The following is a 14,084-nucleotide window of genomic DNA, read 5'->3' as shown; positions in this document are numbered from 1 at the left end:
CTCGCCCTGAGCGACGAGCCTCGTGCTCCGCAGTGCGAGGATCGTCGCTCACCGCGAGACTCGCGCCGCGTGGTGCCGCGTGGCGCCGTGTGGTCAGAGCACGCCGACCGCGGTCGCGCGCCATCGCGCCTTCCGCACCTCGAGTCGGATCGCGACCGCCCTGGCGTGGCTGCGGCCGTGCACGACGACCGTCGCTTCGACGACTCCGGCCGCGGGGGAGCAGCTGACCACGCGCTCGGCCCGGAGCACGGGGCGTCGGAGTGGTCGTCGCGTCGCGGAACGGTTCCGCGCGGCGAGCGCAGCGCGGTGCTGGAGGTGCCGGTGCACGTCCTCGGTGATCCACCGGGCGATGCTGTCGACCTCGCGGGCACCGCTGAGGATCTCGACGACGCAGAGCGCGAGCGCGCGGGCGGTCTCGTCGGCCTCGGTGAGCGTCACACGGTCGGGTGTCGGCACCTCGGCCGCGTCGGGCACGGCCTGCAGCCTCGGCGGCGCGGACCGCGTTCCCGTCTCCTCCGGCTCTGCCGACTCCTGCTGCACCGCTCGTTGCGCCACCCCTGCCCCTTCCATCGGGCTGAGCGTATGGCGAGTGCAAAATGAGAAATACAAAAGCGGCCGAGCTGTGGAGAACGCGGCGTTGTCCACACAGACCGACACCTAGACTTGGCCAGGTGTCGACCCTCAGTGACCTCGTCCTCGCGCAAGGCCGTTCCTCCGAAGCCGATGTGGAGTGGCTCCACCTGCTCGTCGGGGACTGGCAGCTGCTCGCCGACCTCTCGTTCGCCGACATGGTGCTCTGGGTGCCGACCGCGGAGGACGGCTCGTTCGTCGCCGTCGCGCACGCACGTCCGAGTTCCGCCGCGACGCTCTTCTACCGCGACATCGTGGGCCAGGAGATCCGCGAGGAGTGGCGCGACCAGGTGACCCGGTGCTTCGTCGGCTCGAAGGTCGTCGACTCCGCGGAGCCCGACTGGTACGAGGACACCCCGACGCGGGTACGGGCGATCCCGGTGCTCCGCCGGCTCTCGGCGAACAGCGCGGAGACCACCGAGCGCCCGATCGCCGTCGTCACCCGGCACTCGAACCAGGACGAGATGCGGACGCCGAGCCGGCAGGAGCTGAACTTCACCGCCAGTGCCAACGACCTGTTCGGCATGATCGCCACGGGTGACTTCCCGGACCTCGGGGCGCCCGCCGGCCCGCGACGTGGGGCGCCACGCGCGAGCGACGGGCTCCTGCGCCTCGACACGAACGGTGTCGTCACCTTCGCGAGCCCGAACGGGCTGAGCGCGTTCAACCGCATGGGGTTCGAGGGAGAGCTCGAGCGGAAGTCCCTCGCCGAGGTGACGACCGAGCTCATCGGGTCGAAGCTCGACGTCGACGAGTCGCTGCCGCTGGTGGTCACGGGGCGGGCACCGTGGCGCGCGGACGTCGAGGCGAAGGGGGTGACGGTCTCCCTGCGCTCGATCCCGCTCCGCGACCACGGTGAGCGCATCGGCGCGATCGTGCTCTGCCGCGACGTCTCCGAGCTGCGCCACCAGGAGCGCGAGCTCATCACGAAGGACGCGACGATCCGGGAGATCCACCACCGGGTGAAGAACAACCTCCAGACGGTCGCGTCGCTGCTCCGCATCCAGGCACGACGTACCCACTCCGAGGAGGCCCGTACGTCACTGCAGAACGCCATGCGCCGGGTCGCGGCGATCGCGGTCGTGCACGACACCCTCTCGACCGGGCTGAGCCAGAACGTCGACTTCGACCAGGTGTTCGACTCGGTGCTCAAGCTCGTGACCGAGGTCGCGGCGTCCCACAACACCACCGTCCGGCCGAAGAAGACCGGCGAGTTCGGCAACCTGCCCTCGGAGGCGGCGACCCCGCTCGCACTCGGGCTCACGGAGCTCGTGACGAACGCCGTCGAGCACGGGCTGGACGGCCGCGACGGTGAGGTCGAGATCGTCGCGCACCGCTACGACGACCACCTCGAGATCCAGGTGCGTGACAACGGCCGGGGCCTCCCGGAGGGGAAGGTCGGGTCGGGGCTCGGCACGCAGATCGTCCGGACGCTCATCCAGGGCGAGCTCGGCGGGACGATCGACTGGCACACCCTCACCGGCAGCGGCACCGAGGTCGGCATCTCGATCCCGTTCCGCTGGCTGACGGTAGCCCCCGCGGCGTAGCCCCGCACGTCCCGCGCGGTCTTGTCCGCCCGAGCACCCTGCTCGCCCCGGCCCGGCCACCGCACGACGAAGCCCGCCACCCCGATCGGGGCGGCGGGCTTCGGACGTGCGGTGCTGTTGCGTCAGGAGGCGCGGCGGGCGCGGGCGGCGCGGCGCTTCAGCGCACGACGCTCGTCCTCGCTGAGGCCACCCCAGACGCCCGAGTCCTGGTTGTTCTCGAGGGCGTACTGCAGGCACATCTCGGTGACGGTGCAGCGGGCACAGACCGACTTGGCCTTCTCGATCTGGTCAACTGCGGGGCCGGTGTTCCCGACCGGGAAGAAGAGCTCGGGGTCCGCGGTGAGGCAAGCTGCCTGGTCACGCCAGTCCATGTGTGGTGCTCCTTGATGTCGATGCTCGAACGGCAGCCGTGGACGTGGTTCGGGGATCGGAACGCTGGGCATGCTGAGCATGAGGGGACACCCTGTGGGGGAGGGATCCGCTGGAAGCGAGTCTGACGCCCGCTGAACGCTCGGGGGAGGAGCGTCGAACCACGGGAGACGCACACCACATCGTGCCGTCCAAACGACCTCGAATATCGTTCCATACTGGTAGGGGCAAATCAAGGGTTCCGACGCTGGAGGATCGCTGTGCACGACACCACACCCGACGAGTCCGCGGACCCCGGACAGCGCACGCCGGCGTTCACGGTGCTGCAGGTCGTGCTCGGCCTCGAGTTCCTCGCGCTGGCTGGCGTCACGGTGTGGCTCCTGGTCGAACTGGTCACCTCGCCGGCGACGAGCCTCGCCTCCGGGATCGCGCTGACGATCCTCACCGCGATCGCGGCGCTCTGGCTCGGCGCCCTCTTCGTGGGGCTGCGGAACCGCCGTCCCTGGGTGCGTTCCGGGATCATCGTCTGGCAGGTGATGCAGGGCGCGCTGGCGATCGGTGCCTTCCAGGGGGTCTTCCGCGTCGCCTGGTTCGGGTGGCTGCTGCTCATCCCCGCGCTGCTCGCCATCACGCTCGTGCTCTCGCGGCCGGTCACGGCCGCCCTCGTCCGCCAGGACGTCGACGGGGACTGAGCCCGCCAGGACGCCGACGGGGACTGACGCAACAGCCTGGAGGCCCGGTGCCGGTCCCGTGGACCTGCACCGGGCCTCCAGTGCGTGCGCTCAGGCGATCAGACCAGGCCGAGCTTCTTCCGCAGGCTGGCCACGTGGCCCGTGGCCTTCACGTTGTAGAGGGGGAGCTGGACGGTGCCGCCCTCGTCGACGACGATCGTCGAGCGGATCGTGCCGGTGACGATCTTCCCGTAGTTGTTCTTCTCGCCCCACGCGCCGTACGCCTTGTGCACCGCGAGGTCGGGGTCGCTCAGCAGCGGGAACGAGAGCGCCTGCTCGTGCTGGAACTTCTTGAGCGCGGGGAGCTCGTCCTTCGAGACGCCGAGGACCTCGTAGCCGGCCGCCTGCAGCGACGACATGTTGTCGCGGAAGTCGCAGGCCTCCGTCGTGCAGCCCGGGGTGGACGCCGCCGGGTAGAAGTACACGATGACCTTCTCGCCGCGGAGGTCGGACAGTGTGTGCTCCGTGCCGTCCTGATCCGGGAGGGTGAAGTCGGGGGCGGTGTCGCCGGCAGCGAGACGGTCGGTCATGGTGCTCCTGTTCGATCGTGGTGCCCGGTGGTCGTGAGCACCCGGAAGCCATGCTATTGTTGTTTCCCGTTGCAGCACGGTGAAACGGAACGCAGCGAACGCACCTCTAGCTCAATTGGCAGAGCAACTGACTCTTAATCAGTGGGTTCTGGGTTCAAGTCCCAGGGGGTGCACCAGCAAGGCCCCGGTCCGAACGGACCGGGGCCTTCGTCGTTCCCGGGCTCGCGTCGCCGCCGCCGTGCGACACGCCCGAGTGGCGCTCCGGACCCGAAATCAGTCGGGGCGGACGTCGACGATCCGCTCCTCGCCGAACACCGGGTCGACGGAGCCCGCCGACACCGCGGCGAGGTCCGCTCGGAGTGGTCCACGCTCGACGGCCGGGACCCACAGCTCGAACGCTGCGACCGCTCCGTACGCCGGCTCGCCGAGGACCGCGTCGTGGTGCCGGACCCACTCGCGGAGCACGTTGTCGATCCGCCCGGCCTCGGCGTGCGGGACCGCGACCGTCGCGCGGGTCAACGACCGTCGCGGCACGACGATCGCTCGGTCGAGGGTCTCCGCCACCGCGGACGAGTACGCCCGGACGAGTCCGCCGGCCCCGAGCTTCACGCCGCCGAAGTAGCGCGTGACCACCGCGACCAGGTCGGTGAGGCCACGGCGACGCAGGACCTCGAGCATCGGGACCCCGGCGGTGCCGCTCGGTTCGCCGTCGTCGGAGGAGCGCGCCTGGTCGCCGAGGACGCCCGTCACCATCGCCGTGCAGTGGTGGCGCGCGTCCCAGTGCCGCTTCCGGACCGCGGCGATCACACGGTCGGCGTCGGCGACGTCCGCCACGGGTGCGACGGTGGTGATGAAGCGCGACTTCGTGACGACGACCTCGTGCTCGACCGGGGCCGCGACGGTGGAGGGGAGGGGCGCGCTCACCGGATCGAGGCTACCGGCGCTACCATGTCCTGCACTGCTGACGACCGGGGAGGAGTCGGATCGAGATGGAGAACGTCGTCGACGACCGGGGCGGGGCCCTCGACGCCGCCGAGCTCGCCCGGCGGCTGAACCTGCTGCTCGACTTCGAGGAGTCGCAGCGCGGCGCCCCCGTACCGTTCGCCGCGGTCGAGGAGTACGTCGCCGCCCACGGTGGATCGCTCTCCCGGGCGAAGTGGACGTACATGTGCTCCGGCGACGGCCGGCGCAACCGCGACTCCGGTCTGCTCCGTCTGCTCGCCGGGTTCTTCGAGGTCGACGAGCGGTTCCTGCTCGAGGACAGCGCGGTCCCGGAGCGGATCAGCGCGCAGCTCGCCCTCGTGCGCTCCCTGCGCTCGGCGCGCGTGAGCGGCTTCGCGGCCCGGACCTTCCCGGGGGAGCTCTCGGCCGAGGCACTGCGGCGGATCGCCGAGGTGCTCGAGGAGGAGTCGCAGCGGGGGAGCGTCGCGTGAGCGCCGACTTCGTCGAGGCGTTCTGGGCACGGGCGGACGCCGAGGGCTGGTCGGACGTCGACGACGCCGTCGCCGCGGCGGCCGCGGTCGTCGGGAAGCCCATCGTCGTCCGTGAAGAGGCGTTCCTCGCGGAGGAACCCGTGTGCGGCTTCGTCGCCACGCTCGAGGACCGCCACCTCGTGATGATCTCGCCGACGCCGTCGCAGACCTTCCGGTCGTTCGTCATCGGGCACGAGCTCGGGCACGTGCTGCACCGGCACCAGGAGGCCCAGGCGCTGTCGGCGTACATCCGTGACGTGATCCCGGACCTGCCGGAGTACAAGGTTGAGCGGGTGATGGCCCGCGGACTGTTCGACAACGCGTTCGAACGCGAGGCCGAGTTGTTCGCCGACCGGCTGGCGCAGGTCATCCGTGCTGCCCGGACCCGTCCGAGCGACTTCCGCGGGGTCTTCGGGTGAGCACCGACGCGCACCTGAGCGCCGACCGCCACCCGTTGGTGCCGCGGTGATCCTGGCCGTCGCCCAGGCGCTCCTGCTCGTCGCCGGCACGATCGTGCTCTTCGTCCTCCAACGGGGACAGGACCGCACCCTCGCCGTCACCTTCCTGCTCTTCGCGGCGACGATCGTGACGAACGTCGACCCGCTCTACCGGTGGGTCGATCCGCTGTTCGGCGGCTGCAACCTCGTCACCGTGGTGAGCGACTGCCTCATGGTCGCGGGGACGAGCACGCTGCTGTGGGGCGTCGCGAAGGCCGTCGGGTCCGGTCGGCGCTGGCTGCGGACCGTGATCGTCGTCGTGTGCGCGGTCGTGCTCGTCGTCGTCGTGACGGCCTTCACCGTGCTCGACAAGCCACCGACCACGACGACCTTCATGCTCGACGCCGGCTCGCAACCCGCCGCCGTGGTCTACTCCGTCTCGCAGACGGTGTACCTCGGCGTGGCGCTCGGCGCGACCGGACTCATCTGCCTCCTCCGGCTCCGTGAGGCCCGCGGACTGACCGACCGCATCGGCCTCTGGGTGCTCGTGCTCGGTGGCGTGCTCGGCGTGGTCCGGATGGTCGTGGTCGTCGTGATGGACGTCGCGCACCTCGCCGGGGACCTCACGGTGACCCGGTCGCTGTCGCTGCCCTACGACGTCACCACGCCCGGCGCCGTGCTGTGCGTGGCGTCCGGGATGCTCCTGCTCGTCATCGGCCACCAGGTCTGGCGTGCGCGCCGGACGGGCGCCGTGGAGCGGGCGATCCGGAGCCTGCAGCCGCTCCACGACCGCATCGGCACGGACAACGCGTACCCGACGACCTCGGACCCGGAGACCCGCCTGAGCCGGGCGATCGTCGAGATCAACGACGGGGCACGGGCGAGCCGGACGGTGCTGACGCCAGAGGAGCGTGCGGTCCTCGCTGCCGCCGAGGGAGCCCTCGACCCCGCCTGAGGTCGACGGGTCCGGACCCGCCGTGTAGGGTCTGTAGCAATTGCTACAGGCCGGTGGGTCTCGACCGCGTTGGGGGCGGCCGAGCCCCACCGGGCGGCACAGCACCAGCCGTGCGGCACAGATCCGGCCGGTACGACAGCACCAGCGGGTACGACGACTCCGGCCGGTACGATCAGCACGTGCTCGTCTTCGCCGCCCTCGTCCTGTTCATCGGCGCCGTCTTCAACGTCGTCGCCTGGCCGCGCTTCTTCCAGCGGGTCGCGAAGGACCCGCGGGCGCGGGACGCCGCCGGCAAGCCGACGACGTTCTGGCGCGTGCACTTGATCCTCGTCGTGATCGCGCTCGCGATCGCGGTGGCGTCGGTCGTGGCGGGCATCCTCCTCCTGGTCTGATCGGCGGACGCGCAGCGGACGCACCGCCGCACAGCGTCGTCCGCGTCTCCGGCACGGGAGGCCCGTGGCGGCGCCGCCACGGGCCTCCCGTCGGCCCTCGTGATGGGTTCCACGACGCGAACCGGCAACTCGATGACGCTGCCGAGGCCGGCAGTGGCCGAGCGGCTGAACGATCGAGCGACCGGGCGCCGTCCCTCCGCGACACGACCGTCGTCGCCCGACGACGGCGTCGTCGTTCCGCGTCGATGCCCGAACGGCGGACGTCAGTCCGCCAGGGGCGGACCGAGCACCCGGCGCAGGGCGTGGTCCGCGACCCGCTCGTCCGTGGTGTCGAGCAGCACCCGGTAGGTCTCGTCATCGGTGACGAACTCGACGCACACCGCGTCGACGTCACACGGGCCGACACGCCAGCCGCGCACCGAGCCCATCGGCACCTCGGTGCGACCGGGCCGCTCGTAGCTGGTCTCGGCGGTGACCCGGTCGTGGAAGACGCGCACGCGGCCGAACGTGCCGCGCCAGGTCAGCTGCAGGTCGAGCGAGGGGATGAGCGACGGGTCCGGCACCCGCCGATGCTATCGGCGGAGGCCGGACCCGTCACGGATCGCGGAGGACGCGTCACTTCCCGGACGGGTCACCCGCCCCGTCGCGACGCACCTGGTTCGCGGGGTCGCGGCCGGTGACCGGGTACGGCCCGGTGACGCCCTCGCGGAGGGCCGCGATGCGGAGGATCCGGTCGCGCTGCAGGAACCAGCCGACGATGAGGAGCGGGATGATGATCACGAGGGACGCGATCGTGTAGGTGCCGACCGGGTAGTCGATCGCCATGAGCACGATGACCGACGCCAGGAACGCCAGGGTCAGCCACGCGGTCACCGGGGCACCGGGCAGGCGGAACGTGGGCTCCTTCGCGAGACCCTGCTTCGCCCAGCTCCGCAGCTTCATCTGGCAGAGGATGATCGTGCCCCACGCGGTGATGATGCCGAGGCTCGCCACGTTGAGCGCGATCTCGAACGCCTGTGCCGGCACGAAGTAGTTGAGCACGACGCCGACGACCGTGAAGCCCGCCGTGAGCAGGATGCCCGCGTACGGGACGCCGCCGCGGGACATCTTCGTGGTCCACTTCGGCGCGGACCCGTTCATGCCCATCGAGTGCAGCGCACGGCCGGTCGAGTACAGGCCGGCGTTCAGCGACGACAGCGCCGCGGTGAGCACGACGAAGTTCATGATCGACCCGACGACCTGCCCGACCTGCGGGTTGCCGATGGACGAGAAGAACGTCACGAACGGGCTCTCGCCCTCCTTGTAGGAGGTGTAGGGCAGCAGGAGCGACAGCAGCACGACCGAGCCGACGTAGAACACCGCGATGCGGAAGACGACGGAGTTGATGGCGCGCGGGATGACCTTCTCGGTGTCCTGCGTCTCGCCCGAGGCCGTGCCGACGAGCTCGATGGCGGCGTACGCGAACACGACACCCTGGATCACGAGCACCGCGGGCAGCAGGCCGTTCGGGAACACGCCGTCGTTGTTCTGCAGGATCGAGAACCCGGTCTGCACCGCCTGGCCACCGGTCTCGACGGGGAACGCGAAGATGAGCCACACGAGCGCGACCACGAGGAACGCGACGAGGGCGGCGACCTTGATGAGCGCGAACCAGAACTCGAGCTCGCCGAAGACCTTGACCGCCACGAGGTTCGCCGCGAGGACGACCACGAGCGCGATCAGCGCCATGAGCCACTGCGGTGCGGAGGTGAACGGCTTCCAGTACTGCATGTAGAGCGCGACCGCGGTGGTGTCCACGATCGAGGTCATCGCCCAGTTCAGGAAGTACATCCAGCCGGCGGCGTACGCGAACTTCTCACCGTAGAACTCACGCGCGTACGAGATGAACGACCCCGAGGAGGGGCGGTGCAGCACGAGCTCGCCGAGGGCCCGGAGGATGAAGAACGCGAAGACGCCGGCCACCAGGTAGGTGATGGCGAGCGCGGGGCCCGCGGAGTTGAGCCGTCCACCGGCACCGAGGAAGAGGCCGGTGCCGATGGCCCCGCCGATCGCGATCATCTGCAACTGCCGGGGCTTCAGACCGTGCTGGTAGCCCTCCTGCTCGTGCGAGAAGTCCTGCGCGGGGGCGCGACGGGCTCCCGTGTCGTTCTGCGCTGTCATGCGCGACACGCTACAGGTGTCAACGGCCCGGGGTGGCACACAACCCGCCCGGCTGGACCCCGGGCGCCCCCGTGTTGGTTGCATGGAGGGATGGACATCCTCCTCCGACTCCTCGTCGCGGTCGGGTTCGCCCTGCTCGTCACAGCCGTCGCGGCGCTCGTCACCCACCTCGTCTTCCGCTCCCTCGCACGGCGTGAACGCTGGGCGTCCGTCCTCTCCCGCCGGACGAAGCACCCGTTCCGCACCGTGCTGCTCATCGCCCTGCTCTGGACGGCGTTCGCGACGAGCGTCCCGGACACCCGCGCGTACCCGTGGCGAGACGAGGTCTCGCACGTGTTCCTCATCGCCGTGATCGGCACCGGCTGCTGGCTCGCCTGCGAGGTCGCGATCTTCCTCGAGTCCCTCGGCCTCCACCGCTACCGCACCGACGTGCCCGACAACCGCGTCGCCCGCCGTGTGAAGACCCAGGTGCTCGTGCTGCGCCGTCTCACCGTGGCGGTGCTCGTCATCATCGCCGTCGGGGCGATCCTGCTGACCTTCCCGGGTGTCGAGGCCGCCGGCGCGAGCGTCCTCGCCTCCGCAGGACTCATCTCGGTCATCGCCGGCCTGGCCGCGCAGTCGACGCTCGGCAACGTGTTCGCCGGCATGCAGCTCGCCTTCTCCGGGTCCATCCGGGTCGACGACGTGGTCGTGGTCGAGCAGCAGTGGGGGAGGATCGAGGAGATCACCCTCACCTACGTCGTCGTGCACCTCTGGGACGACCGGCGCTTCGTGCTCCCGTCGACGTACTTCACGAGCACCCCGTTCGAGAACTGGACCCGGACGAACAGCGAACTGCTCGGCGAGGTCGAGTTCGACCTCGACTGGCGGGTCCGCCCGGGTGACATGCGGCTCGAGCTCGAACGCATCCTCGAGCGCACCGAGCTGTGGGACCGCCGGGTGCAGGTGCTCCAGGTCACCGACGCCGTGCAGGGCTTCGTGCACGTCCGCGTGCTGGTCACGGCACACGACGCACCGTCGCTCTTCGACCTGCGCTGCTACGTGCGCGAGGAGCTCGTCGCCTGGATCCAGCGCACCCACCCGGACGCGCAACCGGTGCAGCGCGTGCTCATGGTCGAGGACGTCGCCGCCCCGCGTCGACGCGGTGCGTCGACCGCAGCGTCGTCCGCGCTGTTCGGCGGCGAGCACGACGAGCGCGCCGCGATGTTCACCGGTCCGATCAGCACGTCCGACGTGCGGCCGTCGGACGTGCCCTAGACCCGCCACGGACGGACGGGAGGCACGTGGCGGACCCGCCACGTGCCTCCCGTCCGTCGTGTGGTCGCGTCGCGACCCGCCGGGTCCAGCCCTACGGCTGACGCGCCTTCACGGCGCGATCGTCCTCGACCACCGTGCCGATGGCGACGATCGTCGTCGCGAGCCACGCCACCCAGGTGAGCGCGAGGCGCCAGTCGCGCGGACCCTGCCGGGTGGTCTGCACCACGCTGTAGCCGCTGATGATCGAACTCCACACAGCACCGCTGAACATGAACTTCCGCACGGGTTCCTCCTCCTGGTCGTCCCGTCAACGCTACCGGCCGCTACATTGGAGCGCCGCCGGTCACCCCTGGGCCGGTGCGCTCGTGAGGAGTCAGCGTGCGTCAGGCCGTCATCGGCGGAGTCCTGCTCGTGGTCGGTGCCGTGTGCGTCGCCCTCGGGCTCTTGCCCCTGTCCGACCTCGCCGAGCTCGCCGACCGTGTCGTGCCGGTGCTCGGCTTCGTGCTCGGCCTCACGATCGTCGCCGAGCTCGCCGCGGACGCCGGGGTCTTCGACCGCCTCGCCGACCTCGCCGCCCGCGTCGGCGGCGGACGGACGATCGGCCTCTGGGCCGCGGTCGTCGTGCTCGCCGTCGTCTGCACCGTGTTCCTGTCGATCGACACGACGGCGGTGCTCCTGACCCCGATCGTGATCACGCTCGCGCGCCGCGTGGACCTGCCGCCGATGCCCTTCGCGCTCACCACGGTCTGGCTCGCGAACACCGCGTCGCTCCTGCTGCCCGTGTCGAACCTCACGAACCTGCTCGCCGTCGACCGCATCGGGCTCGACGGGCCGATCCCGTTCGCGGGCCTGATGGTGTGGGCAGCGCTCGCCGGGGTCGTCATCCCGTGCGCGGTGCTCCTCGTCGTCTTCCGCGGGAAGCTGTTCGGCCGCTACACGCCCGTGCCGGTCCGTCGGGCGTCCGACCCCGTGTTCTTCTGGTCGGCGTCGGCGGTCCTCGTCGCGCTCGTCGTCGCCCTGACCGCCGGGGTCACCGTGTGGATCGCCGCGGTCGTCGCCGCCGTGCTGCTCGTCGTCGTGGCCGCCTTCCGGGCGCCGTCGGAACTGCGCATCTCGCGCGTGCCGTGGTCGACGCTCATCTTCGCGGCCGGACTCTTCGTCGTCGTCGAGACCCTGCACACCACGGGCCTGACCGACCCGATCGTGGACGCGCTGCCCGGCGGCACCGGTACCGGCTCGCTGCTCGCGCTCGGCGGGGCCGGAGCGGTCGCGGCGAACGCGATCGACAACCTGCCGGCCTACCTCGTGCTCGAGCCAGCGGCCGGACACGAGGCACTGCGGTACGCGGCGCTCCTCGTCGGGGTGAACGCCGGGTGCCTGATCACGCCGTGGGCGTCCCTCGCGACGCTGCTCTGGCACGCGCGCCTCGCCTCCGAGGGCGTGCACCTGTCGTGGGGGCGGTACATGGCACTCGGGTGCGTCGTCGCGCCGCTGACGGTCGTGGCCGGGGTGCTCGCGCTGCGGATCTGACGGACTCGCAGTGCGGCTGCAGGCCGTGCTGCTAGAGCCAGTCCTTGCTCTTGAAGACCCGGTAGAGCACGAGCGACGACGCGACGATCAGCCCGACCGAGGCGTAGAGGCCGCTCCACGCGCTCTCGCCCGGGAACTTGACGTTCTGCCCGAAGAACCCGGTGATGGCCGTCGGGATGGCGATGATGGCCGCCCAGCCGGTGACCTTCTTCATGACGACGTTCTGGTGGTTCGACGCGATGCCGAGGTTTGTGTCGAGCCCGCTGCCCACCGCGTCACGCAGCTGTTCGACCGAGTCCGCGATCGTCACCAGGTGGTCCTGCACGTCGCGGAAGTACGGCCGGATGCCGTCGACCACGAGCTCCGCGTCGCCGTGCAGGACCGACGTGACGCTGTCCCGGGTCGGGACGACGAGTCGACGGAGCACGCCGAGCTGCTTCCGGAGTGCGAACGACCGGCGCTGGATCTGCCGTTCGCGGCTGCTGCCGTGCTCGAACAGGTCGTCCTCGAGTGCGCTGACGGCCTGGTCGAGGTCCTCCACGACGTCCGAGGCGTGGTCGACCACCGTGTCGAGCAGCGCCCACATCAGCCACGGGACACCGTGGTCGGCGATGTCGGCGTTCGCGTCGAGTCGGTGCTCGACGTCGCGGAGGTCCACGTCAGCGCCGTGGATGGTGATGAGTGCCCGCTTCGTCACGAACGCCTTGACCTCGTGGCTCACGAGTTCTCCGGTGTCGGTGCGGCCGCTGATGTCGTAGACGACGAGGAACAGGCTCTCGCGGTACCGGTCGAGCTTCGGCCGCTGGCCGCCCTCGAGCGCGTCCTCGACAGCGAGGGCGTGCACCCCGAGTTCCTCCTCGAGGTCGGCGAGGTCCTCCGGTCGCGGGTCGGTGTGGTCCACCCACACGAAGGTGTCGGGTTCGGCGACGAGGTCGGAGACCCGCTCGACCGGGAAGTCGCGTTCCGCTGCGGCACCGTTCCGCCACGCCCTCGTCATGACCATCGGCCCAGCGTACGGCGACGGCCGGCCCGGGGGTCCCGGACCGGCCGTCGCCGTGGTGTGGGTGTGCTCAGTACGCGGAGACGAGCTTGCCGTCTTCGACCTTCAGGTAGGTGTCGACGTCGAAGGTGTCGTCGCCCTTCTTGGCGTCGCCGAAGAAGTCCTCGTAGGAGTACGCGATCTGCCCGTCCGTCGTGCTCTTCACCTCGACGTAGCCACTGCCGGACGACTCGACCGTCAGCTCGGGCTTCGACTTCACGGTGTACTGCACGGAGCCCTGCGCGTCGTACGGGCCGTACCAGGGGCAGCCGTCGCCGTAGCCGATGTCGGTCTTCTCGGCGCAGGTGTCGATGAGGTCCGACACGTACTGCTCGGCGTCGCGCTCGAGGGCCTTCGTCGCCGTCGGCTGGAAGGACACGTACGGGGCGGCGGACGCACCGACCTTGACGGTCTTCGTCCCGCCCGTGAAGTACTCCGTCCCGCCGACCTCGACCTCGTAGCTGCCGGGGTAGGCGAGCGACTCGAACGCGCCGTTCTCGATCGCGCCGACCTTCTTCCCGCCGACGGTCACGTCCGCGCCCTCGAGCACGTCGCTCGCCGTGATCGACACGCGGTCGGCGAGCGGCTTCGTGACGCGCCACTCGTCCTTCACGAGGAACGAGGTCCCGGTGCGCTCGAGCGTGATGTCGCCCGTGCGGGCCGAGCCGCCCTGCTGGTAGCGGACGGTGGCGTACGCGGTGTCGCCCGAGGTGGAGACGCGGCCGATGCGGACGTTCGTCGGACGGTCCTCGGCGCTCTTCAGCACGGCGGCGTCGAGCATGGACGCGTTCGACGGCGCCTCGGTCATCCGGGACGCGGTCTCGGCGTCGCCGCGGGCGATGGCCTCGACGTAGTTCCGAGCCGTCGGAGCGGGGCCCCACACGTTCGAGCGGAGGACGCCGGTGGTCACGGCACCCGCGACGACGACCACCACGACGACGCCCGCGGCGACGAGGGAGCGGACGAGCACCTTGCGGGCCTTCGGCGACATCGGGGCGGGCGGGGTCGCCTGCCCGCCGATGAACGGCTGGGGAC

17 protein-coding genes and 1 tRNA gene are annotated in these 14,084 nt (G+C 70.7%); 9 read left to right on the top strand and 9 right to left on the bottom strand.

Translation table 11 applies throughout. The features are described from left to right. Positions 1-93: 93 nt before the first annotated feature. Positions 94-570: an Rv3235 family protein gene (locus ACSW7Y_RS04135; RefSeq protein WP_438125071.1), complete on the bottom strand. Its 477-nt coding sequence runs from the start codon at positions 568-570 to the stop codon at positions 94-96. A gap of 101 nt (positions 571-671) precedes the next feature. On the opposite strand from ACSW7Y_RS04135, the gene ACSW7Y_RS04130 reads away from it, so the two are divergent. Further along, a complete protein-coding gene (locus tag ACSW7Y_RS04130) occupies positions 672-2,177 on the top strand; it encodes a sensor histidine kinase (protein WP_438125070.1) in 1,506 nt (501 codons plus the stop codon). A gap of 122 nt (positions 2,178-2,299) precedes the next feature. Here ACSW7Y_RS04130 and ACSW7Y_RS04125 read toward each other — a convergent pair whose 3' ends face one another. Next, entirely contained in the window at positions 2,300-2,548 is a 249-nt protein-coding gene (locus ACSW7Y_RS04125; RefSeq protein WP_022904217.1) for a WhiB family transcriptional regulator, read from the bottom strand. A gap of 258 nt (positions 2,549-2,806) precedes the next feature. On the opposite strand from ACSW7Y_RS04125, the gene ACSW7Y_RS04120 reads away from it, so the two are divergent. Next, positions 2,807-3,238 carry a hypothetical protein gene (locus ACSW7Y_RS04120; RefSeq protein ID WP_438125069.1) on the top strand — a complete coding sequence of 144 codons (432 nt, stop codon included), beginning with the start codon at positions 2,807-2,809 and terminating at the stop codon, positions 3,236-3,238. 98 nt (positions 3,239-3,336) lie between these two features. On the opposite strand, the gene bcp is transcribed toward ACSW7Y_RS04120, so the two are convergent. After that, a complete protein-coding gene (gene bcp, locus ACSW7Y_RS04115) occupies positions 3,337-3,807 on the bottom strand; it encodes a thioredoxin-dependent thiol peroxidase (protein WP_438125068.1) in 471 nt (156 codons plus the stop codon). Positions 3,808-3,907: 100 nt separating this feature from the next. Between bcp and ACSW7Y_RS04110 the strand changes: the two genes are divergently transcribed. Then, a tRNA-Lys gene (locus ACSW7Y_RS04110) sits at positions 3,908-3,983 on the top strand. Between the two features lie 97 nt (positions 3,984-4,080). Here ACSW7Y_RS04110 and ACSW7Y_RS04105 read toward each other — a convergent pair. Beyond that, entirely contained in the window at positions 4,081-4,731 is a 651-nt protein-coding gene (locus ACSW7Y_RS04105; protein ID WP_438125067.1) for an IMPACT family protein, read from the bottom strand. A 65-nt stretch (positions 4,732-4,796) separates the two neighbouring features. Between ACSW7Y_RS04105 and ACSW7Y_RS04100 the strand changes: the two genes are divergently transcribed. The 4 genes from ACSW7Y_RS04100 to ACSW7Y_RS04085 all read left to right on the top strand — a co-directional run bounded on the left by ACSW7Y_RS04100 (position 4,797) and on the right by ACSW7Y_RS04085 (position 7,063). Beyond that, a complete protein-coding gene (locus ACSW7Y_RS04100) occupies positions 4,797-5,240 on the top strand; it encodes a hypothetical protein (protein ID WP_438125066.1) in 444 nt (147 codons plus the stop codon). Then, positions 5,237-5,698, top strand: a complete 462-nt coding sequence (locus tag ACSW7Y_RS04095) for an ImmA/IrrE family metallo-endopeptidase (protein ID WP_438125065.1) — start codon at positions 5,237-5,239, stop codon at positions 5,696-5,698. The genes ACSW7Y_RS04100 and ACSW7Y_RS04095 overlap by 4 nt, the downstream gene beginning before the upstream one ends. A 46-nt stretch (positions 5,699-5,744) precedes the next feature. After that, entirely contained in the window at positions 5,745-6,671 is a 927-nt protein-coding gene (locus ACSW7Y_RS04090) for a hypothetical protein (RefSeq protein WP_438125064.1), read from the top strand. A 179-nt stretch (positions 6,672-6,850) separates the two neighbouring features. Further along, positions 6,851-7,063, top strand: coding sequence for an SCO4848 family membrane protein (locus ACSW7Y_RS04085; RefSeq protein WP_438125063.1), 213 nt, complete (start codon positions 6,851-6,853; stop codon positions 7,061-7,063). Positions 7,064-7,326: 263 nt separating this feature from the next. Here the strand turns inward: ACSW7Y_RS04085 and ACSW7Y_RS04080 are convergent, their stop codons facing one another. Both ACSW7Y_RS04080 and ACSW7Y_RS04075 read right to left on the bottom strand, forming a co-directional pair. Then, positions 7,327-7,626: a hypothetical protein gene (locus tag ACSW7Y_RS04080; RefSeq protein ID WP_438125062.1), complete on the bottom strand. Its 300-nt coding sequence runs from the start codon at positions 7,624-7,626 to the stop codon at positions 7,327-7,329. A 52-nt stretch (positions 7,627-7,678) separates the two neighbouring features. Next, positions 7,679-9,223: an amino acid permease gene (locus ACSW7Y_RS04075; RefSeq protein ID WP_438125061.1), complete on the bottom strand. Its 1,545-nt coding sequence runs from the start codon at positions 9,221-9,223 to the stop codon at positions 7,679-7,681. A 90-nt stretch (positions 9,224-9,313) separates the two neighbouring features. Here ACSW7Y_RS04075 and ACSW7Y_RS04070 point away from each other — a divergent pair, with 90 nt between their 5' ends. Further along, positions 9,314-10,480: a mechanosensitive ion channel family protein gene (locus ACSW7Y_RS04070; protein ID WP_438125060.1), complete on the top strand. Its 1,167-nt coding sequence runs from the start codon at positions 9,314-9,316 to the stop codon at positions 10,478-10,480. A 91-nt stretch (positions 10,481-10,571) separates the two neighbouring features. Here the strand turns inward: ACSW7Y_RS04070 and ACSW7Y_RS04065 are convergent, their stop codons facing one another. Further along, positions 10,572-10,763, bottom strand: coding sequence for a hypothetical protein (locus tag ACSW7Y_RS04065; protein ID WP_058725532.1), 192 nt, complete (start codon positions 10,761-10,763; stop codon positions 10,572-10,574). A 95-nt stretch (positions 10,764-10,858) separates the two neighbouring features. Here ACSW7Y_RS04065 and ACSW7Y_RS04060 point away from each other — a divergent pair, with 95 nt between their 5' ends. Then, the gene (locus tag ACSW7Y_RS04060; protein WP_438125059.1) at positions 10,859-12,010 is read left to right on the top strand and encodes an SLC13 family permease; all 1,152 of its coding nucleotides are present in this window, start codon (positions 10,859-10,861) and stop codon (positions 12,008-12,010) included. A gap of 31 nt (positions 12,011-12,041) precedes the next feature. On the opposite strand, the gene ACSW7Y_RS04055 is transcribed toward ACSW7Y_RS04060, so the two are convergent. Both ACSW7Y_RS04055 and ACSW7Y_RS04050 read right to left on the bottom strand, forming a co-directional pair. Continuing rightward, complete coding sequence (locus tag ACSW7Y_RS04055) at positions 12,042-13,013, bottom strand: magnesium transporter CorA family protein (RefSeq protein WP_438125058.1); 972 nt, start codon at positions 13,011-13,013, stop codon at positions 12,042-12,044. Positions 13,014-13,080: 67 nt separating this feature from the next. Continuing rightward, a partial coding sequence (locus ACSW7Y_RS04050; RefSeq protein WP_438125057.1) for a hypothetical protein occupies positions 13,081-14,084 on the bottom strand: 1,004 nt, incomplete at its 5' end.

The sequence above is a fragment of the Curtobacterium flaccumfaciens genome (assembly GCF_051548005.1).
GTDB lineage: Bacteria > Actinomycetota > Actinomycetes > Actinomycetales > Microbacteriaceae > Curtobacterium.
The sequence above is the reverse complement of the archived record's forward strand: the minus strand, read 5'-3'. Positions and strand labels throughout refer to the sequence as shown.